The 21,965-nt window shown below is 65.6% G+C and carries 19 protein-coding genes and 1 riboswitch; of the genes, 13 read left to right on the plus strand and 6 right to left on the minus strand.

Annotated elements, in window-relative coordinates; all coding sequences use genetic code 11:
- Window positions 1-1,986 carry a lytic transglycosylase domain-containing protein gene (locus tag ACZ9AQ_RS01135; protein WP_429201434.1) on the minus strand — a complete coding sequence of 662 codons (1,986 nt, stop codon included), beginning with the start codon at window positions 1,984-1,986 and terminating at the stop codon, window positions 1-3.
- A gap of 113 nt (window positions 1,987-2,099) precedes the next feature.
- Here ACZ9AQ_RS01135 and ACZ9AQ_RS01140 point away from each other — a divergent pair, with 113 nt between their 5' ends.
- A complete protein-coding gene (locus ACZ9AQ_RS01140) occupies window positions 2,100-2,732 on the plus strand; it encodes a 5-formyltetrahydrofolate cyclo-ligase (RefSeq protein ID WP_429201432.1) in 633 nt (210 codons plus the stop codon).
- 110 nt (window positions 2,733-2,842) lie between these two features.
- On the opposite strand, the gene metF is transcribed toward ACZ9AQ_RS01140, so the two are convergent.
- From metF to metK, 4 genes are all read right to left on the minus strand, one after another.
- Window positions 2,843-3,673, minus strand: a complete 831-nt coding sequence (metF, locus tag ACZ9AQ_RS01145; RefSeq protein WP_429201430.1) for a methylenetetrahydrofolate reductase [NAD(P)H] — start codon at window positions 3,671-3,673, stop codon at window positions 2,843-2,845.
- Window positions 3,660-4,016 (minus strand): phage holin family protein, encoded by a 357-nt coding sequence (locus tag ACZ9AQ_RS01150; RefSeq protein ID WP_429201429.1) that lies wholly within the window; start codon window positions 4,014-4,016, stop codon window positions 3,660-3,662. The genes metF and ACZ9AQ_RS01150 overlap by 14 nt, the downstream gene beginning before the upstream one ends.
- Window positions 4,017-4,153: 137 nt before the next feature.
- A complete protein-coding gene (gene ahcY / locus ACZ9AQ_RS01155; RefSeq protein ID WP_429201427.1) occupies window positions 4,154-5,578 on the minus strand; it encodes an adenosylhomocysteinase in 1,425 nt (474 codons plus the stop codon).
- 29 nt (window positions 5,579-5,607) lie between these two features.
- Window positions 5,608-5,702: riboswitch (S-adenosyl-L-homocysteine riboswitch) on the minus strand.
- A 213-nt stretch (window positions 5,703-5,915) separates the two neighbouring features.
- Window positions 5,916-7,082: a methionine adenosyltransferase gene (gene metK, locus ACZ9AQ_RS01160; protein WP_429201425.1), complete on the minus strand. Its 1,167-nt coding sequence runs from the start codon at window positions 7,080-7,082 to the stop codon at window positions 5,916-5,918.
- Between the two features lie 117 nt (window positions 7,083-7,199).
- Here metK and ACZ9AQ_RS01165 point away from each other — a divergent pair, with 117 nt between their 5' ends.
- The 3 genes from ACZ9AQ_RS01165 to dapF are packed head-to-tail and all read left to right on the plus strand — an operon-like array spanning window position 7,200 to window position 9,870.
- A complete protein-coding gene (locus ACZ9AQ_RS01165; RefSeq protein WP_476108110.1) occupies window positions 7,200-8,132 on the plus strand; it encodes a lysophospholipid acyltransferase family protein in 933 nt (310 codons plus the stop codon).
- Entirely contained in the window at window positions 8,129-8,992 is an 864-nt protein-coding gene (locus tag ACZ9AQ_RS01170; RefSeq protein WP_429201421.1) for an LpxL/LpxP family acyltransferase, read from the plus strand. The genes ACZ9AQ_RS01165 and ACZ9AQ_RS01170 overlap by 4 nt, the downstream gene beginning before the upstream one ends.
- A gap of 17 nt (window positions 8,993-9,009) precedes the next feature.
- Entirely contained in the window at window positions 9,010-9,870 is an 861-nt protein-coding gene (gene dapF, locus ACZ9AQ_RS01175; RefSeq protein WP_429201420.1) for a diaminopimelate epimerase, read from the plus strand.
- Between the two features lie 18 nt (window positions 9,871-9,888).
- Here dapF and ACZ9AQ_RS01180 read toward each other — a convergent pair whose 3' ends face one another.
- Entirely contained in the window at window positions 9,889-11,592 is a 1,704-nt protein-coding gene (locus ACZ9AQ_RS01180) for a tetratricopeptide repeat protein (RefSeq protein WP_429201418.1), read from the minus strand.
- 516 nt (window positions 11,593-12,108) lie between these two features.
- On the opposite strand from ACZ9AQ_RS01180, the gene ACZ9AQ_RS01185 reads away from it, so the two are divergent.
- The 9 genes from ACZ9AQ_RS01185 to hslU all read left to right on the plus strand — a co-directional run bounded on the left by ACZ9AQ_RS01185 (window position 12,109) and on the right by hslU (window position 21,944).
- Window positions 12,109-13,158 (plus strand): porin, encoded by a 1,050-nt coding sequence (locus ACZ9AQ_RS01185; protein ID WP_429201416.1) that lies wholly within the window; start codon window positions 12,109-12,111, stop codon window positions 13,156-13,158.
- Window positions 13,159-13,376: 218 nt separating this feature from the next.
- Window positions 13,377-14,657 (plus strand): porin, encoded by a 1,281-nt coding sequence (locus tag ACZ9AQ_RS01190; protein ID WP_429201414.1) that lies wholly within the window; start codon window positions 13,377-13,379, stop codon window positions 14,655-14,657.
- Between the two features lie 118 nt (window positions 14,658-14,775).
- A complete protein-coding gene (locus ACZ9AQ_RS01195) occupies window positions 14,776-15,441 on the plus strand; it encodes a DUF484 family protein (RefSeq protein WP_429201412.1) in 666 nt (221 codons plus the stop codon).
- A gap of 10 nt (window positions 15,442-15,451) precedes the next feature.
- A complete protein-coding gene (locus ACZ9AQ_RS01200) occupies window positions 15,452-16,372 on the plus strand; it encodes a tyrosine recombinase XerC (RefSeq protein ID WP_429201411.1) in 921 nt (306 codons plus the stop codon).
- Window positions 16,373-16,527: 155 nt separating this feature from the next.
- On the plus strand, window positions 16,528-17,604 hold the full coding sequence (locus ACZ9AQ_RS01205) for a CobW family GTP-binding protein (protein WP_429201409.1): 1,077 nt from the start codon (window positions 16,528-16,530) through the stop codon (window positions 17,602-17,604).
- A 261-nt stretch (window positions 17,605-17,865) separates the two neighbouring features.
- Window positions 17,866-18,315, plus strand: coding sequence for an RNA polymerase-binding protein DksA (dksA, locus tag ACZ9AQ_RS01210; protein WP_429201408.1), 450 nt, complete (start codon window positions 17,866-17,868; stop codon window positions 18,313-18,315).
- Window positions 18,316-18,521: 206 nt separating this feature from the next.
- A complete protein-coding gene (locus ACZ9AQ_RS01215) occupies window positions 18,522-19,799 on the plus strand; it encodes an STAS domain-containing protein (RefSeq protein ID WP_429201406.1) in 1,278 nt (425 codons plus the stop codon).
- A gap of 254 nt (window positions 19,800-20,053) precedes the next feature.
- Window positions 20,054-20,590, plus strand: a complete 537-nt coding sequence (gene hslV, locus ACZ9AQ_RS01220) for an ATP-dependent protease subunit HslV (RefSeq protein ID WP_429201404.1) — start codon at window positions 20,054-20,056, stop codon at window positions 20,588-20,590.
- A 13-nt stretch (window positions 20,591-20,603) separates the two neighbouring features.
- Entirely contained in the window at window positions 20,604-21,944 is a 1,341-nt protein-coding gene (gene hslU / locus ACZ9AQ_RS01225) for an ATP-dependent protease ATPase subunit HslU (protein WP_429201403.1), read from the plus strand.
- The last annotated feature ends 21 nt before the right edge of the window (window positions 21,945-21,965 follow it).

The raw sequence follows: 21,965 nt of genomic DNA on the forward strand, positions 1-21,965 counted from the left end.
TCAGTCCAGCACCGAGCCGCCGCTCTGGCGCGGGCTGACCGTGCCCAGGCGCGCCTTCAGCGATTGCGGCTTGCCCTCGAAGATCGAGGCATAGTTGGTGGCGTTGGCCATGACGTTGCGCACATAGCCGCGCGTTTCGGTAAACGGGATGGACTCGACGAAGATCGCGCCTTCCATCGGCGCGTCGAGGCGGCCGCGCCAGGTGCGGGAGCGGCCCGGGCCGGCGTTGTAGGCGGCCGTGGCCAGCACCTGCGAGCCTTCGAAGTTCTCGAGCACCATATTCATGTAGTTGGCGCCGAGCGTGATATTCGTATGCAGGTCGGTGAGCATGGTGTGCACGAAGTTGTTCAAGCCGATCTTGGCCGCCACCCACTTGCCGGTGGCGGGCATCACCTGCATCAGGCCCGAGGCGCCGACGCCGGAACGGGCGTCGCGGATGAAGCGCGACTCTTGCCGGATGAGGCCATACACCCAGGCTTTATCCAGGCTCAGGCCCTGGGCGGTAGGCTTGAGGACCTCGAGATGGGGCGCCGGGAAGCGCTGGTCGTAGCTCAGTTCGGTGCGTGTGCGCAGCGAGGTTTCGACCATGCGGTCGAGGTGCTCGTTGCGGCGCGCCAGCTCGGCGGCAGCCAGCAGCTGACGTTCAGACAGCCCGCGCAAGCCCCAGTTCCATTCGCGGTTGCCTTCCGCGCGCAGGCTCAAACGGTAGAATTTCAATGCACGCTGCAGGCTCGGATTATTGGTCGCCTGGGACAGTTCCGGCGCCGTGATCGGCGCCACCGGCGGCGGCGCGACCACCTGCCTGCCCAGCTCCTCGTGGGCCAGTTGGGTATAGAAGGTGGTCTGGGCGGCGATGCCCTGCCACAAGGCGCGCGCCTCTTGCGTGCGGCCTTCGGCCTGCAGGGCCCGGCCCAGCCAGTAGATCCAGGTGGAGTCGGCGCGCAGGTTCGGCGGCATCGCCTCGATGGTGGTGCGTACTTCCTTCCAGTCGCCGCGGCGCAGCGCCATGCGGGTCTTCCACTGCATCTGGAATTCGGTGAGCGTGGCGCCCCTGGCGCGGTCCCAGTAGCCATGCGCCTCGGGCGCCAGCGCGATCGAGGCCGCCAGCGCCACGCTGGCCCAGCCGATGGCGCGCTCTTCACTGGACAATTGTGGCGCGTTCTTTTCCAGGCTCGCGACGGCGAGCTTGAGCGTGGTGCGCGCCATGCGGCCGAGCGCCACCAGGTAGAGCTCGCGCTCGGCGCGGGTCGTGCCGATGCCGCGCGCCAGCGCCACCGCCGGCATGTCGACCGCCTGGACGGCGCGCGTTTCGGGCAGGCCCAGCAGCACGGCGACGCGGCGCGCGGGTCCGGTGGTATTGTCCAGGCCGGCAATGCGCAGCTGCCACAGCAGATCGGCCTGGGTGAACTGGCCGTTGCCGGCCAGTTGCGCGATCAGGGCGGCGCAGGCGTCGCCATAGCCGGCCGGCGTTTTCAGCAGCGCGCGCGCTTCGTCGGCCACCCGCTCGCCGCGTTCGGCGCGCGCCAGCAGGGCGTAGCAGCGCACTTGCAGGCTGCCGGCACCGGCCAGCGCGCCGGCTTCGCGCTCGAAGGTATTCCATTCGCGCCGCTTGCCCAGCTCCATCAGCCATTCGGTGCGCAATTGCTCGGCAACAGCGGTGCCGTCGTGACGGCGCAGCACCTGCAGCACCTCATCCTGGATTGCATCGGAGAGGCGCGGTTTCAGACGATAATAGTCGACGTAAGATGCCAGCGAGTAATTCGACGGCAGGCGCGAGGCGAGCGCATTGACGCGCGCGCCGTCGTTCTGGCGCGCCGCTTCGCGCAGCAGCATGAAGTTGTCGTCATCGGCGCGGCTGTCGGCCACCAAGGCCGGCCCGGCGGCGGGAACGCCCACCGTGCCGGCGCCGGGAACCGACGGCGCACCGGCCGGTATCGGCGGCAGCGCCACGTCGGGCGCGGGGGCATCGGGGTCTTCCTGGGCCATCACGCCTGCGGGCAGTGCGCAGGACAGAACAAGGGCAATAGCGGCCGGCCACAAGCTGGCTGACAATTTCGATTGAAACATCCACAACTCTCACATTACGCTGCATTGAAACCATGACCGGCGATCAAAGAATACCACGCGCCATCGCGGCACTACCAGACACGGCAGCCAGTAATGTTGCCCAACAACAGGACAAGGCACTGCTGCGCAACACCCTCAAGGCACTGCGGCGCGCAATCGATCCGGCGACCAAACACGCCTGGGACGATCGCATCGGCGCGCAGGTGCTTGCCTGGTGGCAGGCGCATCCCCACGACACGCTGGCCGTGTACTGGCCGCTGGCCGGCGAACCGGATTTGCGTCCAGCGTACGCGCAATTAGCTCAAGCAGGCGTACGGCTGGCATTGCCGGTAGTAATCGAACGCGATGCGCCGTTGGGATTTACCGAGTGGATACCTGGTGAGCCGACGGTGACGGACCGGCTGGGCGTGGCGGTTCCGAGCGCATTGCGCATGATCGCGCGCCCGCCGGCATTGCTGGTGCCCTGCCTGGGCTTCAATGCGCGGGGATATCGGGTGGGATATGGCGGGGGTTTCTATGACCGGACACTGGCGCCGGCGCCAAGGCCGGCGACGGTGGGAATCGCGTATGCGTGCCAGTTGGTGGCGTTCGATGGCGACGCGCACGATGTGCCGTTGGATAGCGTGATTACCGAGGAATACAACGGCGCGGCAGAGCGAAGGTGATGTGAACGCGTCGGCGGGAGAACCCGCCAACCCTACGGTAAACCTTGCGCTTCACGTAGGGTTGGCGGCTTTGCCGCCGACGCGTTCAACCGGTAATGCGCAGCCGCGGATCAACCCCGCAACCGCTGCCAGATCGCCGTGGTCGGCGCCGCCTGGTTCATGCTGTAGAAATGCAGCCCCGGCGCGCCGCCCGCCAGCAGGCGTTCGCACAACCCGGTCACGACGTCCAGCCCGAAGGCCTTGATCGAGGCGCTGTCGTCGCCGAAGCTGGCCAGCTTGAGGCGCACCCAGCGCGGGATCTCGGCGCCGCACATGTCCGAGAAACGCATCAGCTGCATGTAGTTCGTGATCGGCATGATGCCGGCCACGATCGGCACATCCACACCCAGCTTGCGCGCATTGTCGACGAACTGGAAGTAGGCATCGGCATTGTAGAAATACTGGGTGATGGCGGCATTCGCTCCGGCCTGCACCTTGCGCGCGAAAGCCTGCAGGTCGTCCTGCGGCGAACGTGCCTGCGGGTGCATCTCGGGATAGGCCGCGACCTCGATGTGGAACCAGTCGCCGGTTTCCTGGCGGATGAATTCCACCAGTTCGCTGGCATAGCGCAGCTCGCCGGCGCCGCCGTAGCCGCTCGGCAGGTCGCCGCGCAGGGCCACCACGCGCCGGATGCCGCTGTCCTGGTACTGCTTGAGGACCTCGCGGATCGAGTCGCGCGTGGCGCCGATGCAGGACAGGTGCGGCGCGGCCTCATGGCCGGCGGCCTGGATCTCGCGCACCGTCGCCAGCGTGCCCTGCTGGGTGCTGCCGCCGGCGCCGAAAGTCACCGAAAAATACTTCGGATTGAGGCCGGCCAGCTTTTCACGCGCGATGCGCAGTTTTTCGGCGCCTTCCGGCGTCTTGGGCGGGAAGAACTCGATACTGAAATCAGGAGTTTCCATCTTTGTCGGAAAGAAGCAAGGTAGAAAGCGTCCACGAAATGATGCTGTACAGGATGGCTGCCAGGAAGGCCGACCAGAAACCCGCCACCTGGAACCCGCCGACCACGTTCGACACGAGCCAGAACAGCAAGGCGTTGATGACCAGGATAAACAGGCCCATCGAAATCAGGGTGACCGGCAGGGTCAGCAGCACCAGCACCGGACGGATCAGGGTATTGACCAGTCCGAGCACCAGCGCCGCGATCAGGGCGGCGCCGATGCTGGAGACTTCGACGGAATGCATCAGGTAAGGCAGGGCCATCAGGGCCGCGGCGTTGATCAGCCAGGTAATCAGCAAGCGCATCGGTACAGACTTTCGTGGTACGCGTACGCCGCACGCACCAGGGGAATACGGGAATGCGGCGCACGATGATTAGATAAGCGAAACGTCCCGGCGAAACGTCCCGAAGGACGTTTCGCATGACTACAACCCGCTACCGATCAATAACGGTAGTGTTCCGGCTTGTACGGGCCTTCCTGGCTCACCGAGATGTAGGCAGCCTGTTCGGCGGTCAAGGTGGTCAGCTGGGCGTTGAGTTTCCTGAGCTGCAGGCGCGCGACTTTTTCGTCCAGCTTCTTCGGCAGCGTGTACACGCCCACCGGATACTGCGCGGTGTTCATGAACAGCTCGATCTGGGCGATGGTCTGGTTCGCGAACGACGAGCTCATCACGTACGACGGGTGGCCGGTGCCGCAACCCAGGTTCACCAGGCGGCCTTCGGCCAGCAGGATGATGCGCTTGCCATTAGGGAAGATCACGTGGTCGACCTGCGGCTTGATGTTGTCCCACTCATACTTCTTGAGCGCGGCGACTTCGATTTCGTTGTCGAAGTGGCCGATATTGCAGACGATCGCCTGGTCCTTCATCTTGAGCATGTGCTGCTCGGTGATGACATGGTAGTTGCCGGTGCAGGTGACGAAGATGTCGCCGTGTTCGGCGGCGTAGTCCATGGTCACGACGCGGTAGCCTTCCATCGCCGCCTGCAGTGCGCAGATCGGATCGATTTCGGTGACCCACACCTGCGCCGACAGTGCACGCATGGCCTGGGCCGAACCTTTACCGACGTCGCCGTAGCCGGCGATGACGGCGATCTTGCCCGCGACCATCACGTCGGTGGCGCGCTTGATGCCGTCGACCAGCGATTCGCGGCAGCCATACAGGTTGTCGAACTTCGACTTGGTGACCGAGTCGTTGACGTTGATCGCCGGGAAGGCCAGCTTGCCCTCCTGATGCATCTGGTACAGGCGGTGCACGCCGGTGGTGGTTTCCTCGGTCACGCCCTTGATTTCAGGCAGGCGCTTCGAGTACCACGACGGATCGCGCGCCAGGCGGCCCTTGATCGCGTTGAACAGGCAGATTTCTTCTTCCGAACCCGGCTTGTCCAGCACCGAGATATCCTTCTCGGCGCGCACGCCCAGGTGCAGCAGCAGGGTTGCATCGCCGCCGTCGTCCAGGATCATGTTGGCGTGGGTCTGGCCAGATGCGTCACCTGGCCATTCGAAGATGCGGTGGGTGTATTCCCAGTACTCGTCCAGGGTCTCGCCCTTGATGGCGAACACCGGCGTGCCGACCGAGGCGATGGCTGCGGCGGCGTGGTCCTGCGTCGAGTAGATATTGCACGACGCCCAGCGCACTTGCGCGCCCAGGGCTTCCAGGGTGCGGATCAGGACCGCGGTCTGGATGGTCATGTGCAGCGAACCGGCGATGCGCGCGCCCTTCAGCGGCTGGGTGGCGGCGTATTCTTCGCGGATCGCCATCAGGCCCGGCATCTCGGTTTCGGCGATGCGGATTTCCTTCTCGCCCCAGGCAGCCAGGGAGATGTCGGCGACGATGTAGTCTTGGGAATTTTTGAGTACGGCGCTCATCACGCCCTCCTTTCAATGTTTAGAAAAAAGTAACGTGAGCGCGGTTGCTGAATATCCGAGCCTGGCAATAACGTGTTTCCCGCCTACGCGGGAACAAGCTCTTGTCGCAACGCTCCTCGGAACGGGGTAGTTTAGCACGCTTGAACGGCCATGGATACTTCGCCGGCGTGCGAATGACTTGGGTCCCCGCCTCCGCGGGGACGACGTTGATGGCGATTGCGTGAATATCGCAGGTCGAATTCGGACACGCACGCAAGCACGTCGTCCCCACGAAGGTGGGGACCCAAGTTCGCCGCGCAGCCCGAGCGTTCGCCGGGCCCACCACGGCGCGAGCGAATTACGCCAGGCCGGCAGCGGCGCGCAGCTCGGCCGCCTTGTCGGTGCGTTCCCAGGTGAACTCCGGCTCTTCGCGACCGAAGTGGCCGTAAGCCGCGGTCTTGCAATAGATCGGGCGCAGCAGGTCGAGCATCTGGACGATGCCTTTCGGGCGCAGGTCGAAGTGTTCGTTGACCAGGGCGGCGATTTTCTCGTCCGGGATCACGCCGGTGCCTTCGGTATACACGGTAATGTTGATCGGACGCGCCACGCCGATGGCGTAGCTGACCTGCACCTGGCACTGGCGCGCCAGGCCGGCGGCGACGATGTTCTTGGCGACATAGCGCGCGGCGTAGGCGGCCGAGCGGTCGACCTTGGACGGGTCTTTGCCGGAGAACGCACCGCCGCCGTGTGGGGCTGCGCCGCCGTAGGTGTCGACGATGATCTTGCGGCCGGTCAGGCCGCAATCGCCCTGCGGACCGCCGATGACGAAGCGGCCGGTCGGGTTGACCAGGAAGCGGGTCTTGTCCAGCCACTCGCGCGGCAGGGTCGGCTTGATGATCTCTTCGATGACGGCTTCTTCGATCTGCGAATGGGTAACGTCGGGATGGTGCTGGGTCGACAGCACGACGGTGTCGACCGCGACCGGACGGCCGTCGACGTAGCGCAGGGTGACTTGCGACTTGGCGTCCGGACGCAGCCATGGCAGGCGGCCATCCTTGCGCAGCTGCGACTGGCGCTCGACCAGGCGGTGCGCATAATAGATGGCGGCCGGCATCAGCTCCGGCGTTTCGTCGCAGGCATAGCCGAACATCAGGCCCTGGTCGCCCGCGCCCTGGTCGAGATCGATGCCGGCGCCTTCGTCCACGCCCTGGGCGATGTCCGGCGACTGCTTGTCGTAGCAGACCATGACGGCGCAACCCTTGTAATCGATGCCGAAATCGGTATTGTCGTAGCCGATGCGCTTGATGGTGTTGCGCGCCACCGAGATGTAGTCGACGTTGGCGTGCGTGGTGATCTCGCCGGCCAGCACCACCAGGCCGGTGTTGCACAGGGTTTCGGCGGCGACGCGCGCGGTCGGGTCTTGCTCGAGGATGGCGTCGAGGATGGCGTCGGAAATCTGGTCAGCGACCTTGTCCGGGTGGCCTTCGGAGACGGATTCGGAAGTAAAGAGGTAGTCGTTCGACATGTAGGCTCCAGTTACTGTTCACATGAATTGCCGCAGCAAACTGTTGCCTGCGACGCTTTAGCGACATTTATATTCCGCTTCGCAAGTTGTCTGTTAACTCGGCGGATCCAGCATAAAGTGGTATTTTACGCTTCCTTGGAATTTTGGTGTGGAAACGCACGTACAAATACGGACGAGATCCGACACCCATCAATCGACATGCTAGTAGTCATTTTCCGTATCTTATCTATTTTTCCATTGCCACTGCTGCACGCCCTGGGCGCCGCGCTGGGCTGGCTCGTGTACTGGCTGTCGCCGTCGTACAAGCGCCGCCTGCGCGCCAACCTGGCCCAGGCCGGCTATGACGCGCACTGGAAACAGGCCGTGTCCGAGGCCGGCAAGGCCGCGATCGAACTCGCCTTCGTGTGGTGCGCCAAACCGGAACGGGTTGCCAGGCATGCCACGGTGGAAAACTGGGAACTGGTCCAGGAAAAACTCGACGCAGGCCGCGGCATCGTGTTCCTGACGCCGCACCTGGGCTGCTTCGAAATGACGGCGCAGCAGATCGCGCTCAAGACGGCGTTGACGGTCATGTATCGTCCGCCGCGCAAGGACGCGCTGCGGCCGCTGGTCGAAGGCGCGCGCGCGCGCCACAACCTGCACCTGGCGCCGGCCAACCTGTCCGGCGTGCGCATCCTGGCCAAGACCCTCAAGAGCGGCCAGCCGATCGGCTTGCTGCCCGACCAGGTTCCGCAAGAAGGCGAAGGCGTGTGGGCGCCCTTCTTCGGCCGCAACGCGTATACGATGACCCTGCCGGCCAAGCTGGCCCAGCTGGGCAAGGCCGACATCCTGCTGGTGTACGCCGAGCGGCGCCCGGGCGGCGCCGGCTACATCGTGCGCTTCGTGCCATTCGACGGCGACCTGAGCGGCAGCGCCGCCGACCAGGCGGCGGCGATCAACCGCGCCATGGAACAGCTGATCGCGCGTGCGCCCAGCCAGTATTTCTGGAGCTACAACCGCTACAAGCAGCCGGACGGCGTGGCTGGTCCCGAAAGCGAGGCCGCGGCATGAGGGTGTTGCTGGCAATCCTGTGGCTGCTGCATTTCCTGCCGCTGCCCATCCTCGGCCGCATCGGCGAATCGATCGGCAGCCTGATGTTCCTCATCATGGGCCGGCGCCGCCACATCGCGCTGACCAATCTGCGCCTGACCATGCCCGAGCTGGACGAGCGGGAGCGGCGCCGCATCGCGCACCAGCACTTTCGCGCCTACGCGCGCAGCATCGTCGAGCGCTCGATCCTGTGGTGGGCGCCCGAGGAGCGGGTGCGCAGCCTGATCCAGGTCGAACCGGCGGTGCCGCAGGCCGAGATGGAAGCCGGTCCCACGATCCTGCTGTGCCCGCACTTCGTGTGCCTGGACGTGGCCGGCGTCGCCTCGCGTGTGATCCCGGTGTGCAGCATGTACGTGCCGCAAAAGAACGAGGCCTTCGACCGCCTGCTGCGCCACGGCCGCGAACGCTACGGTCCGGTGCGCCTGGTGACGCGCAAGGAAGGCATCAAGCCGATCCTGCGCGCGCTGCGCGACGGCCTGCCCTATTTCATGCTGCCGGACATGGATTTCGGCGAGAAGGATGCCGAATTCGTGCCCTTCTTCGGCGTGCAGGCGGCGACCCTGACCGCGCTGGGACGCATCGCCGCGACCACCGGCGCCAAGGTGATTCCGGTGATCGCGACCTATCTGCCGAACTACCAGGGCTGGCGCGTGCGCTTCTACCCGGCGTGGGACAATTACCCTGGCGACGACATGGTCGAAGCGACCCGCCGCATGAACGCCTTCATCGAGGAGCGCGTGCGCGAGGCGCCGGAGCAGTATTTCTGGACGCATAAGCGTTTCAAGACCCGGCCGCCGGGTGAACCTTCGCTGTACGATTGAACAGGATCGAACCAAGCATGAAACTGACATTCACCAAGATGCACGGCGCGGGCAACGACTTTGTCGTGATCGACGCCATCAACCAGAAGATCGACGTCGACGGCATGAGCGCCGAGCAGTGGCAGCGTCTGGCCGACCGCCGCTTCGGCATCGGCGCCGACCAGATCCTGGTCGTCGAGCGCCCGAGCGAGGACGGCGTGGACTTTCGCTACCGCATCTTCAACAACGATGGCAGCGAAGTCGAACAATGCGGCAACGGCTCGCGCGCCTTCGTGCGCTTCGTGGTCGATAAGGGCTTGACCCGGGAACGCAGCATCCGCGTGCAGACCATGTCGGGCGTTATCAGCCCGCGCCTGGAGGACGACGGCAGCGTGACGGTGGACATGGGCGCGCCGCGCCTCGATCCGGCCGAGGTGCCGTTCGACAGCGCGGGCTTGAACGGCAAGCCGGAGGGCGAGGACACGCTGTGGCCACTGCCGGTCGGCGGCGAGGCCGTGCCGATCTCGGTGGTTTCGATGGGCAATCCGCATGCGGTGCAGGTGGTGCGCAACGTCGACACGGCGCTGGTGGAGCAGACCGGCCCGCTGATCGAACACCATGAGCGCTTTCCGAAACGGGTCAACGCCGGCTATATGCAGGTGGTCGACCGCCATCATATCCGCCTGCGCGTCCACGAACGCGGCGCCGGCGAGACGCTGGCCTGCGGCACCGGCGCCTGCGCGGCGGTGGTCGCCGGCATCCGGCGCGGCCTGCTCGATTCGCCGGTGCGCGTATCGGCCCGCGGCGGCGAACTCAGCATCGCCTGGGCGGGAGCGGGCCAGCCGGTCTACCTCAGCGGACCGGCGGTCTCGGTGTTCGAGGGCGAAGTCGAGATCTGAGCGGCCAGGCCCTCTGCTTCAAGCCGCCAGCTCGATGTCGGCGCCGCCGTCGGCGTCGCTGCCGGAGATCGGCACATTGAGCAGGGTGCGCAGCCGGTACAGCCGCTGCCGATAATTTCCTTCCGGCCCAGCCGGGCCGCAGTCGACCTGCTCGAACAGGCGCACGATGCGATCCAGCGCCTCGCGTTGTTGCGCCGATTCCACCATCACCAGTCGCCGCTTGCTGCGCCCGTAGCTGGCGCGGATATCGATGACGAGGCAATGGCCCTGGTCGGCGGCCCCCACGTCCAGCAGCAGCGCCTCGGCGCGCGACAGGCCGAACAGCGCCGCCAGCTCGATGCGCGCGGCCAGCAAGGGATGCGCCGCCAGCGCATCGGCGTGGCTGGCCAGCAGCCGCCCGGTCTCGGTGTACGGCGCGGCCGTGGCGCGCGGCGCGATCTTGCGCAGCAGCTCGACGGCCTCGGGCGAGCCCTGGGCCGCCGCCTTCTGCAGCCAGTACACGGCGCGCACGTCGTTGTTCTCGTTCTCGCGGCGCGCGCGCCAGGCATTGTGGCCGCATTCGAGCTGGGCATCGCGATACCCCATCTCGGCGGCCCGCTGCAGGTAGCGCTGCGCATCGGCCACGTTACGCTGCGAAAACTCGGGCTTGATATAGATGCGCGACAGCGCATACCAGGCCTCGGCCAGGCCCTGCTCGCCGGCCAGGTTCAGCCAGCGGATCGCTTTCTTGAAGTTGGCGACGGGCGCGTGGGCGACCTGCGCATCCGCGACCTGTCCGCTCGCCGTCCCGCCGCCAGCGCCGCACCGCCTGCCATCGATCCGCATGCGCGCATAGCGCAGACCCAGCGCCAGCTGGGCGTGGGGGTCATGCTCGGCCGCGGCGAGCTCCCAGAACACGGCAGGTTCGCCCGGCTGGCAGCGCGCCGCCGCCGCGCCGGGGTCCAGGGCCTGCACGCCCTGGACCCCATCGAACGCCGGGTCGAGCAGGCGCGCGCAGCGCGACAGCAGGGTGATCTCGTCGGGCGCGAAACGCCGCATGTCCCCCTGTTCGCCGCGCTCGCCGATCAGCGCGCGCGCCTGCGGCAGCGCGCGCTCGAGGTAGACGTCCCAGCGGCGCGCCGCCCATGCTTCGTCGAGCGCGGCGTATTGCGCCGCGCCGGCGCCTGGCGGACGCAGCGTCCGCTCCTGGCCAGACTGGGGCGCCGGCGCGGGCGCCGGCGGACGCTCGACGGCGCCGGACGCGGGCCCCGGACGCGCCGCGCCGCTCGACGGCGCCGTCCGCATGCCGGGCTGCGCCGTGGGCGGCTTGCCCTGTCGCTGCGACAGCAACCATTGCGCATGCGGGAAGCCGGCGCGCGCCGCGTCCTCGAGCGCCTGCACGGCCTTCGGATGCTGCTGGGATGGCGCCGCCGCAGGATCGAGCACCAACTGGGCAAACACCAGGCCGGCATGCAGGCTGCCGTCGTCATAGGCGCGCTCGTACCACTGGGCGACGGCCGCGGCGTTATGCTGGGCAAGCTCAAGAGGAATATGGTTACCGATCAACTGCCAGGCAGGTGGGCAGTCTTGTCGGGCCGCGCGTTCAAGCCAGTGCAGCGCCGTTGGCAGGCTCTGCGGGAGTCCGGCGCTGCCGAACAAATACAGCTTGCCCAGCTCGAGCTGGGCCGTCGCCTGCCCGGCGCGGGCGTTGCGAATGATCGCCAATTCTTCGCGGTTAGCCATCGTTGGAATACATGAAAAAAGTGAGTCGGCAACACGTAGCGGCGACGGCAGCACGACCGCCCGGCCCCAAGGCGCCAGCCGGCCTGGCGAGCTTGCCAATCGATGAAATATTGACGGGGCCTGTCGCCGCTCATGCAAATTTGGCCAAAGTCTAAGCCGCTGCCGCCGGCGATTCGATTCGATTCCGGGGTGAGTTGACGGGGCGCAAAGCTGGTTTAAGCGGATGAAACCGGCCGCTCCAGCCGCAAGACATTGAAGCATGCCCGAGGCCGCTTCATGGAAAAAACACCGCCGTCCTTTTCTCGGACGCAAAAACCGCCGGCCTTGTGGCAGATGGCATGCGTATCGAATACGTTTCGAAAATACAACAGTACGATGCGATTTATTAGCGATGTACCAAGCGTGCCACTGATAATTGACCAAATAGCCAGCCCTGAAGTTTGAAACAATCAGGTGACCCGAGCGGCCGGCTTCGACGCCATGCATGCGCTCACCTCGATCCCGGGAATGCCCAACATGAAGAAATCTCTCCTGGCCGTCGCACTGCTTGGCGCTTGCGCCGGCGCGGCCCATGCGCAGACGTCGGTGCAAATCTACGGCAACCTCGATGCCGGCATCGTCAAGCGCAGTGGCGAGAACGTCAGCATCGGCAAGCGCGCCGCCAATACCCTCGGCATCCGGGGCGCCGAAGACCTGGGCAATGGCTTCAAGGCCCTGTTCCACCTTGAAATGCGGTACGAGCCGGATACCGGCAGCAGCGAGATCGGTCCCGGCGGCAATCAGCGCCAGCTGTTCCAGGGCCAGAGCCGGGTCGGTCTGCAGGGCGGCTTCGGCATGCTGCGCATCGGCCGCGGCCTGACCCCGTTTCATGAAACCATCGGCAACTTCGAACCCTTCCATGCGATCCCGACCGCGGGCGGCTTCTATACCGACCTGAGCGTCGCCGGCTACAGTTCGCAGCCGCTCGACCCAGTCGGCGCCTCGGGCAACCGCTGGTCGAACGCCATCTGGTACAACTCGCCGCTCGTCAATGGCTTCCAGCTCAATACCGCGATCGCGACCAGGGAAAACAACGGCGGCGTCGCCGTGATCGGCCGCGGCAGCGCCGGCGCACCGCAGTATCCGGCCGGCGCCGAAGCCTCGGCCAATCCGTTCTCGGTCTCGGCCACCTACAACAATGGCCCCGCCGCCCTGATGGCGGCCTACGAGCGCAATGCGATCGAATCGAAGGTCTGGTCGGTCGGCGCCTCGGTCCAGGCGACCCCGGAACTCAAGCTCATGGGCACGTTCACCCGGCTGGACGAAGAGCATACCCGCCCGTTCAACAGCGACACCAGCGCGTGGGTAGTGGGCGCCAACTACACGCTGGGCCCCGGCAAGTTCCTGGCCGGCTATGGACAGAAAGACATCGATGGCCTGGAGAAGGTCAGGCAGCTGTCGCTGGGCTATGAATACAGCCTGTCCAAGCGCACCTATCTGTACATCGACGCCTCGCGCAAGAAGGGCCTGCTGACCAGTCCAGGCACCGTCAACCAGTACGACATCGGCATCCACCACGCGTTCTGAACCCTGGCGGGCCGGCGGAAGCAGCGCGCCGCCGCTCGCGCAGGGCGGCGTGGAGCAACCATCGGCCGCCGGGTCATCCCTCCTCCATGTAGCGTTTTCACAACGTCTGATCGTTCCCGGCGTTTTCGCGAACGACCGTTCTGTACAGTGCGCCATGGCAATGGCATATTGGTAGAGCGAGCTCATACATCGCGACAAGAAAATAATATGGAGACACGATGAAGAAAAGCCTGATTGCCGCCCTGCTCGGCGCGACCTTTGCATCCTCCGCCCTGGCTCAGACCAGCGTCCAGATCTACGGCATCGCCGATGCCGGCGTAATGTGGCAAAAAGGCGGACCGACCAAGATCTATAGTGGCGGCGCCGACGGCTCCCGCCTTGGCCTCCGGGGGAGCGAAGACCTGGGCAATGGCTACAAGGCCATCTTCAATCTCGAGGCCCGTGTCGAACTCGATAACGGTTCGCAGCAGCCGGCCCTGATGAACGACAATCCGGGCGTCTACCTGCTGCGCGGCATGAACCAGATTCCGCAAGCCATCCGCGACCGCCTGCAGGCGGCCATCCAGCCGCCGGGCGCGCCCGCCGTCAACCAGGAAAAAGCCCTGTTCGACCGCACCTCGATGGTCGGCCTGATCACCCCGATCGGCGCCGTCATGCTGGGCCGCATGTACACCCCGGGCTACGAGGTGTTCAACATGGCCGACGCCTTCGAATCGGGCACCGCCGGCTCCTGGGGCCACATCACCGGCGGCACCGCCGGCTTCACCGCGCTGGGCGCCGACATCCGCTCGCAGGAATCGATCCAGTACCGGATCGCCCTGCCGAACGGCCTGGGCGGTTCGGTCATGTATGGCGCGCGCAATTCCGGCTACCTCGGCCGTTATTACAAGTTCCGCGGCGGCGCGATCACCTATAAAGCCAATGGCTTCGACGTCGGCGTCGGCTACAACCACGGCTACGACATGCAGAACCGTCCAAGCCTGCGCACCATGACGGTCGGCGGTTCCTACACCCTGGGCGAGAGCTGGAAATTCTTCGCCGGCTTCCACAGCCAGCGCAACCAGAATTCGGCGCTGCTGCCCGATTACCTGGCCGGCTGGAACCAGGCCGTGGTGCCGGCGCTGATCGCGCAAGGCGTGCCGGAGGGCACCCGGAATGCCCTGCTCAGGATCTTCCAGACCAATATCAGCGCCAACACCCAGCAGGATGCCAACAGCTACCAGGTCGGCGTTCACTATCGTGTAGGCAATGGCCGCATCGTGGCCTCGTACGCGCACCAGAACGACCGCACGGCATCGAACAGCGACGCCAACCTGTACGCGGTGGGCTACAACTACTACCTGTCCAAGCGCACCGACCTGTACACGGCGCTCGCCTTCATCAAGAACGACAACGAGGCGCAGTATTCGCCGGGCACTTCGGGCAACCCGGGCGGCTTCACCGAAACACCGGGCGCCGACGGCCGCGCCCTGCAAATGGGTATCCGTCACCGCTTCTGACCGTTTCCCGCTCCCCGAAAAGACGCCTGCGGGCGTCTTTTTTTGTCATCTGTTAAAACTTCGGCGCCATGCCCGCGTCGGGTAAAATGGTTTGATTCATTCCACCACCCAATTCCCCATGAGCATCGCACCACTGGACGCCGCCGCTGTCGCGCAATACCTGATCGATCATCCGCAATTCTTCCAGGAGCACGCCGGCCTGCTGGGTGAAGTAAAACTGTCGAGTCCTCTCACCGGCCGCGCCGTGTCGTTGCAGGAGCGGCAGATGGAAGTAATGCGCGACAAGTTCCGCGCGCTCGAACTGCGCCTGTCGGACCTGTCCCGTCGCGCCGAGGAAAACGCCGGCATCGCCAACCGCTTCCACGCCTGGACCCAGGCCTTGCTGGTGTCAAAGGGTGGCGCGGCCATGGCGCGCGACCTGACCGACGGCCTGCGCACCCATTTCGTCGTGCCGCAAGTGACCTTGCGCCTGTGGAACGTGGCACCGGACCATGCCGGCGAATGGTTCGCCCAGGGCGTGTCGGACGACGCGCGCATCTTCGCCAACAGCCTGCGCGCGCCGTACTGCGGCCCGAACAACGACTTCGAGGCGGTGCGCTGGCTGGACGATGCAGCATCGATCCGCTCGACCGTGATGCTGCCGCTGGGCCCGCCGGGCCAGAGCTTCGGCCTGCTGGTGCTGGGCTCGCCCGACCCGGCGCGCTTCACGACCGCGATGGCGACCGATTTCCTGGTCCACATCGCCGCCACCTCGACCACCGCGCTGGCGCCGCTGCGCGCCTGAGCCAGGGGCCATGGACTGGACCGCGCGCTACCTGGGCGAACTGGCCACCGGGCGCCAGCTGTCGCCGCACACGGTGGACGCCTACCGGCGCGACCTGGCCGAGCTGGCCGCACTTGCCGGCCACGTCGACTGGCCCCGGCTGACCCATGCCGACATCCGCCGCTACGCGGCCAGGCTGCATGCCGGCGGCCAGTCGCCGCGCACGATCGCGCGCAAGCTGTCCGGCTGGCGCGGTTTCTATGCCTGGCTGTCCAATCAGACCCCGCTGGCCGCCAACCCGGTCGATGGGGTGCACGCACCCAAGCGCCCGCGCAGCCTGCCCAAGGCGCTGGCCGTCGACGATGCCGTGCAGTTGATGGAAGCAAGCACGCGCGGCCACGCCGAACCCTTCGAGCTGTGCAACCGCGCGATGTTCGAGCTGCTCTATTCGAGCGGGCTGCGGGTGTCGGAACTGGCCGGCCTCGACTTCGCCTGGCAGGATGCGCGCGCCGGACAGCCGGCCTCGCTCGGCTGGCTCGACCTGCAGGCCGGCGAAGTGGTGGTGACCGGCAAGGGCAACAAGATGCGCCGGGTGCCGGTCGGCGCCCCGGGGCGCGCGGCGCTGGCGGCCTGGCTGGCGGTGCGGCCCGCCGCGCGCGACGGCAGCGCCGCCCTGTTCCTGTCGGCGCGCGCTACCCGCATCTCGCCGCGCGTGGTGCAAAACCGCCTCAAGCAGCATGCGCTGCGCGCCGGCACGCCGCTCCACGTGCACCCGCACGTGCTGCGCCATTCGTTCGCCTCGCACCTGCTGCAATCGTCGGGCGACCTGCGCGCGGTGCAGGAATTGCTCGGCCACGCCAGCATCACCTCGACCCAGATCTATACGGCGCTGGACTTCCAGCACCTGTCGAAGGTATATGACGCGGCCCACCCGCGCGCCAAGGCCAAGTAATCGTCCGGCCGGCGCAGGCGCACCATTCCGGCCACATCCCCGGGTTGATGGTTTGAACTCGATCAAGCCCGTACACGGTTGATGGTGAGCTTGCAGGAATTGCGGCATAATCCCCCGGTTCTTTTGTCCAACCCCCCAACACGAGTAGCGTACCAATGGACCTGATTCCCAGCACCATCCTGACCGGCTTCCTCGGCGCGGGCAAGACCACCCTGCTCAACCGTATCCTGCAGGAAGAGCACGGCATGCGCATCGCCGTCATCGAAAACGAATTCGGCCAGGAGAATATTGACAACGAAATCCTGGTGCAGGATTCGAGCGAGCAGATCGTCGAGATGAACAACGGCTGCATCTGCTGCACCGTGCGCGGCGACCTGATCGTGGCCCTGAACAACCTGGCACAGAAGCGCGCCGCCGGCGAGATCAGTTTCGACCGGGTGGTGATCGAAACCACCGGCCTGGCCAATCCGGGCCCGGTGGCCCAGACCTTCTTCGTCGACGAGGAAGTGGGCGCCAACTACCTGCTCGACGCCGTGGTGACCGTGGTCGACGCCCGCCATGCGATGGACCAGCTGACCCAGAACGAGGAAGCGCAGCGCCAGGTCGGTTTCGCCGACAAGATCCTGCTGTCCAAGACCGACCTGGTCGATGCCGCCGCCGTCGAGACCCTGAAGGCGCGCCTGCGCCGCATCAATCCGCGCGCGCCGATCGCGACCAGCGATTTCGGCCGCGCGCCGATCTCGGACGTGCTCGACCTGCGCGGCTTCAACCTGAACGACAAGCTGGAACTGGATCCCGACTTCCTGAAGGTCGAGGAAGACCACGATCACGCCAGTGAGCATGACCATGAGCACGGTCACGACCACGCTCACTGCGGCCACGACCATGCGCACGGCGAAGCCTGCAACCACGACCACCACCACGGCCACCACTCCGACGACATCGCCGCCTTCGTGTTCAAGAGCGAACGCGCCTTTGACCCGGAACGCCTGGAGCAATTCCTGGGCAGCCTGGTGCAGGTATTCGGTCCGCAAATGCTGCGCTACAAAGGCGTGCTGCGGATGGAAGGCGTCGACCGCAAGGTGGTGTTCCAGGGCGTGCACCAGATCATGGGCAGCGACGTGGGACCGAAATGGGGCGAGAGCGAGACCCCCGCCACCAAGATGGTCTTTATTGGTAAAAATTTACCGAAAGACGTATTTATCCGCGGACTTGAACAATGTTTGGTATAAACTATATCGGTTTGCCCGGCCGGTTCAAGGTCACATGACGACCCGTCGCGACAGTTTGTCGCGGCCGACTCCCCGGACGGACCGGTGCGCTATATACTAGCCGCCAGCCTACTGTAGCGAACTGTCCTTGCTGCATATGCGGCGCGGCCAGAGAAGGGATGGCGCCAGGTCGCCATCAAGGCAGCCTGCCTCACGCACACCCTATCGGGGATGAAGTTGGCAGACTGATAAAATGAAAACCTCTGTCGTATCGAAGGCATCATGACTAAAACAACGAAACCGAATACCGCCCAGCCCGAAGAACGCCTCCTGACGGAAGAAGAGATTCGGGCGATGAGCGATGACGACTACATGAATCCGGCCCAGCTCGCGTTCTTCAGGAACCGTCTGCAGGAACTCGAGAAGGAATTGCTGAAGAACGCCGGTGAAACCACGGAACACCTGCGCGAAACCGTCCTGGTTCCCGACCCGGCCGACCGGGCGACGATCGAGGAAGAACATGCGCTGGAACTGCGCACCCGCGACCGCGAACGCAAGCTGCTCAAGAAAGTGCAGCAATCGCTGCAGTCGATCGATGGCGGCGAATACGGCTGGTGCGAAGAAACCGGCGAACCGATCGGCATTCCGCGCCTGATCGCCCGCCCGACCGCCACGCTGTCGCTGGAAGCCCAGCAGCGCCGTGAACTGAAGCAAAAACTGTACGGCGACTGATTTATCGTCGTGCCTACCAGAAAAAGCATGCGACCCGTCGCATGCTTTTTTTGTTTGCGCGTCCTGCATGAGCGCGCACGTTTCAGGCGCCATGCATATGCTATCGTTTCCCATCGGATACACTACCCTGGGCGGTGTGTGCTCAGCACACAGGCCCGGGGTTCGTGCTATGGTCAGCACGTCTGGCCTAATTGACAACGGTGAGCATGGGGCTTTTCTCCTTCCTGAAGAGAAAGAACGACATCATGGACGGGCGCGACTGGCCGCCCCCCGAGTCGCGCCTGCACGGCGAGCCGTCGCGCCTGGACACCGAGGCCGAGCGCGAACGCCAGCGCGAGATCGCGCGCGCCACCGCCGCCAAGATCGACGAGATCGAGCTCGCCTTCGCTTCCGACATGTTCGACGACGAGCCGGCCTGGGGCAGCGGCGTACGGCGCCCTGCCGGCAGCATCGCGCATCCGGAACCCGACGCGCCGCCCCTGAGCGCGGCGCCCGCCAGTGCGCCGGCAATCGACGAAAGCGCCATCCTGTATGCCAACGGCCAGTCGGACGCCGCCGAACAATTGCTGCGCGCCTGCCTGCCGACCCTGGGCCGCGCCGAGCGCCTGCCGTGGTGGATGCTGTTCGACCTGTACCAGGCGGATGGCCGCGAAGCCGCGTTCGAAAGCGTGGCCATCGACTACGCCAGCCATTTCGAGACCTCGCCGCCGGCCTGGAAGCCGCTGCCGGCCGCGCCTGAAACGGTTCCTCCGGGTTCCCTCCCCAGCGCCGGCGCCAACGTGGCCGCGGTCGAAGCCTTCGCCCCCGCGATCGACGCCGGCGTCGCCGGGCGCCTGAAGCGCGTGCTCGAGGCGCGCTCGCCGGTCGTGCGCCTCGATTTCGGCCGGGTAACGGCGATCGACGCCGATGGCGCCGCCAGCCTGCTGGCGGCGCTGCAGGCACTGCGCCGTCAGCAGACTGACGGCCGCGAGCTGGTGCTGGCCGGCGCCGATACCCTGCTCGATATCCTGCGTCCGACGCTGGTCGTCGGCCAGCGCGGCGCCAGCCCGGCGCCCTGGCTGCTGCTGCTCGAGCTGCTGCTGTTGACCCGCCGCGAAAAACAGTTCGAGGAAGCGGCGATGGATTACTGCGTCACCTACGAGGTGTCGCCGCCCTCGTTCGAGGCGCCGCTCTACGTGTCCACCGCCGCGCCGGCGCCGGGCCATGGCGACCGCTTCATGTTGCCGGCCGTCGTGAGCGGTGCGGAAGGCGCCCTGCTGGCGGCCATCGATGCCTACGCCCAGGAGCGCGAGACGCTGGTGCTCGATTGCTCGCGGCTGGCGCGCATCGACTATGCCGGCGCCGGGAGCCTGCTGGCGCGGCTGGACGCGCACGGCGCCGCCGGCCGCGCGGTCGAGCTGCGCGAACTGAGCCATCTCGTCGCCACCCTGCTGCGCCTGCTCGGCGCGGGCGACGGCGTGCGGCTGTATCCGCACCGCTATTGATAGTTTAGAGCCAACCGAAGGCGAGCAACAGCAGCAAGGTCACGGCCAGCGACACCAGGATCGATCCGAGGCAACCGAGCTTGTTGGAGAAAAATAAGAACATCGTGGGCTGCTCCATTGATTGGCGTGCGGACAGCGTACAGCCCGCTGCCCGCGCCGGGCGCACATTTGCCTGGAGCATTTAAGGCTGAGCTAATCTTGCAATCCCACGCACGATCCCCACTTGCTGTTGGCTAGAACATCACGAGGTCAAAATGGAACAATTTCACGGTACAACCATCGTCAGTGTGCGTCGCGGCAACCAGGTCGCGCTGGGTGGCGATGGTCAGGTCACGCTGGGCAGCGTCGTCATGAAGGGCTCGGCGCGCAAGGTGCGCAAGCTGTACCAGGGCAAGGTCCTGTGCGGATTCGCGGGCGGCACGGCCGATGCATTCACCCTGCTGGACCGCTTCGAAGGCAAGCTGGAAAAACACCAGGGCAACCTGCTGCGCGCATCGGTCGAGCTGGCCAAGGACTGGCGCACCGACCGCGTGCTGCGCCGCCTGGAAGCGATGCTGCTGGTGGCCGACCGCGAGTCGACCCTGATCATCACCGGCAACGGCGACGTGCTGGAGCCGGAAGACGGCATCGGCGCCATCGGTTCGGGCGGCGTCTACGCCCAGTCCGCCGCCAAGGCGCTGTATGAGAACACCGACATGCTGCCAGCCGAAGTCGTCAAGAAAGCGCTCACCATCGCCGGCGAGCTGTGCATCTACACGAACATGTCCCACATCATCGAGACCCTGGATTGATATGAGCAGCATCATGAACATGACCCCTCCTGAAATCGTTTCCGAACTCGACAAGCATGTGGTCGGCCAGGGCAAGGCCAAGAAGGCGGTCGCCATCGCCCTGCGCAACCGCTGGCGGCGCCAGCAGGTCGACGAGAGCCTGCGTTATGAGATCACGCCCAAGAACATCCTCATGATCGGCCCGACCGGCGTCGGCAAGACCGAGATCGCGCGCCGCCTGGCCAAGCTGGCCGACGCGCCGTTCATCAAGATCGAAGCGACCAAGTTCACCGAGGTGGGCTATGTCGGGCGCGACGTCGACACCATCATCCGCGACCTGATCGACATCGGCATCAAGCAGACCCGCGCCAGCGAAGCCAAGAAGGTGCGCCAGCGCGCCGAGGACGCGGCCGAGGACCGCATCATCGACATCCTGGTGCCGCCAGCGCGCGACTTCGGCTTCAACACCAGCGGCGGCAACGGCGACGCGAAGGAAGGCGAGGCCACGCGCCAGACCTTCCGCAAGCGCCTGCGCGAAGGGTCGCTCGACGACCGCGAGATCGAGATCGAGGTGCTCGATGCCGCGCCGCAGATGGAAATCATGGCGCCGCCGGGCATGGAAGAAATGACCGAACAGATCAAGTCGATGTTCGCCGGCGTGGGCAATGCGCGCAAGAAGCCGCGCAAGCTCAAGATCAAGGACGCGATGAAGCTCCTGGTCGACGAGGAAGCGGGCAAGCTGCTCAACGAGGACGAGCTCAAGCAGAAGGCGATCGCCAACGTCGAGCAGAACGGCATCGTGTTCCTGGACGAGATCGACAAGATCGCGACCCGCTCCGAGAACGGCGGCGCCGACGTCTCGCGCGCTGGCGTGCAGCGCGACCTGCTGCCGCTGGTCGAGGGTACGACGGTGAACACCAAGTACGGCATGATCAAGACCGACCACATCCTGTTCATCGCTTCGGGCGCGTTTCACCTGGCCAAGCCGTCGGATCTGATCCCGGAACTGCAGGGGCGCTTTCCGATCCGGGTCGAACTCGAATCGCTGTCGATCGACGATTTCAAGAGCATCCTGACCTCGACCCATGCCAGCCTGACCAAGCAGTACGAGGCGCTGCTGGCGACCGAGGGCGTCACGATCGAGTTCTTGGACGAAGGCATCCACCGCCTGGCCGAGATCGCATTCTCGGTCAACGAACGCACCGAGAACATCGGTGCGCGCCGCCTGTACACGGTGATGGAAAAGCTGCTCGAAGAGATCTCGTTCAGCGCCGGGTCCGAGAAAGACCAGGTGGTGCGGATCGACGCGGCCTATGTCAACGAGCGGCTCGATGCGCTGGCGGTCAACGAAGACCTGTCGCGCTATGTGTTGTAAGCAGCGGCTGTAATTTTTTTA

The sequence above is a fragment of the Massilia sp. UYP34 genome (assembly GCF_056279385.1).

Excerpts from the sequence above, each read along its gene's own strand:
- metF (WP_429201430.1), bottom strand. The coding sequence starts at position 3,673 with ATGGAAACTCCTGATTTCAGTATCGAGTTCTTCCCGCCCAAGACGCCG.
- hslU (WP_429201403.1), top strand. The coding sequence starts at position 20,604 with ATGAACATGACCCCTCCTGAAATCGTTTCCGAACTCGACAAGCATGTG.
- ACZ9AQ_RS01135 (WP_429201434.1), bottom strand. The coding sequence starts at position 1,986 with ATGGCCCAGGAAGACCCCGATGCCCCCGCGCCCGACGTGGCGCTGCCG.
- hslV (WP_429201404.1), top strand. The coding sequence starts at position 20,054 with ATGGAACAATTTCACGGTACAACCATCGTCAGTGTGCGTCGCGGCAAC.
- ACZ9AQ_RS01205 (WP_429201409.1), top strand. The coding sequence starts at position 16,528 with ATGGACCTGATTCCCAGCACCATCCTGACCGGCTTCCTCGGCGCGGGC.
- ACZ9AQ_RS01190 (WP_429201414.1), top strand. The coding sequence starts at position 13,377 with ATGAAGAAAAGCCTGATTGCCGCCCTGCTCGGCGCGACCTTTGCATCC.
- ACZ9AQ_RS01195 (WP_429201412.1), top strand. The coding sequence starts at position 14,776 with ATGAGCATCGCACCACTGGACGCCGCCGCTGTCGCGCAATACCTGATC.
- ACZ9AQ_RS01200 (WP_429201411.1), top strand. The coding sequence starts at position 15,452 with ATGGACTGGACCGCGCGCTACCTGGGCGAACTGGCCACCGGGCGCCAG.
- ahcY (WP_429201427.1), bottom strand. The coding sequence starts at position 5,578 with ATGAGCGCCGTACTCAAAAATTCCCAAGACTACATCGTCGCCGACATC.
- ACZ9AQ_RS01180 (WP_429201418.1), bottom strand. The coding sequence starts at position 11,592 with ATGGCTAACCGCGAAGAATTGGCGATCATTCGCAACGCCCGCGCCGGG.
- ACZ9AQ_RS01215 (WP_429201406.1), top strand. The coding sequence starts at position 18,522 with ATGGGGCTTTTCTCCTTCCTGAAGAGAAAGAACGACATCATGGACGGG.
- dksA (WP_429201408.1), top strand. The coding sequence starts at position 17,866 with ATGACTAAAACAACGAAACCGAATACCGCCCAGCCCGAAGAACGCCTC.
- dapF (WP_429201420.1), top strand. The coding sequence starts at position 9,010 with ATGAAACTGACATTCACCAAGATGCACGGCGCGGGCAACGACTTTGTC.
- ACZ9AQ_RS01170 (WP_429201421.1), top strand. The coding sequence starts at position 8,129 with ATGAGGGTGTTGCTGGCAATCCTGTGGCTGCTGCATTTCCTGCCGCTG.
- metK (WP_429201425.1), bottom strand. The coding sequence starts at position 7,082 with ATGTCGAACGACTACCTCTTTACTTCCGAATCCGTCTCCGAAGGCCAC.
- ACZ9AQ_RS01140 (WP_429201432.1), top strand. The coding sequence starts at position 2,100 with ATGACCGGCGATCAAAGAATACCACGCGCCATCGCGGCACTACCAGAC.
- ACZ9AQ_RS01150 (WP_429201429.1), bottom strand. The coding sequence starts at position 4,016 with ATGCGCTTGCTGATTACCTGGCTGATCAACGCCGCGGCCCTGATGGCC.
- ACZ9AQ_RS01185 (WP_429201416.1), top strand. The coding sequence starts at position 12,109 with ATGAAGAAATCTCTCCTGGCCGTCGCACTGCTTGGCGCTTGCGCCGGC.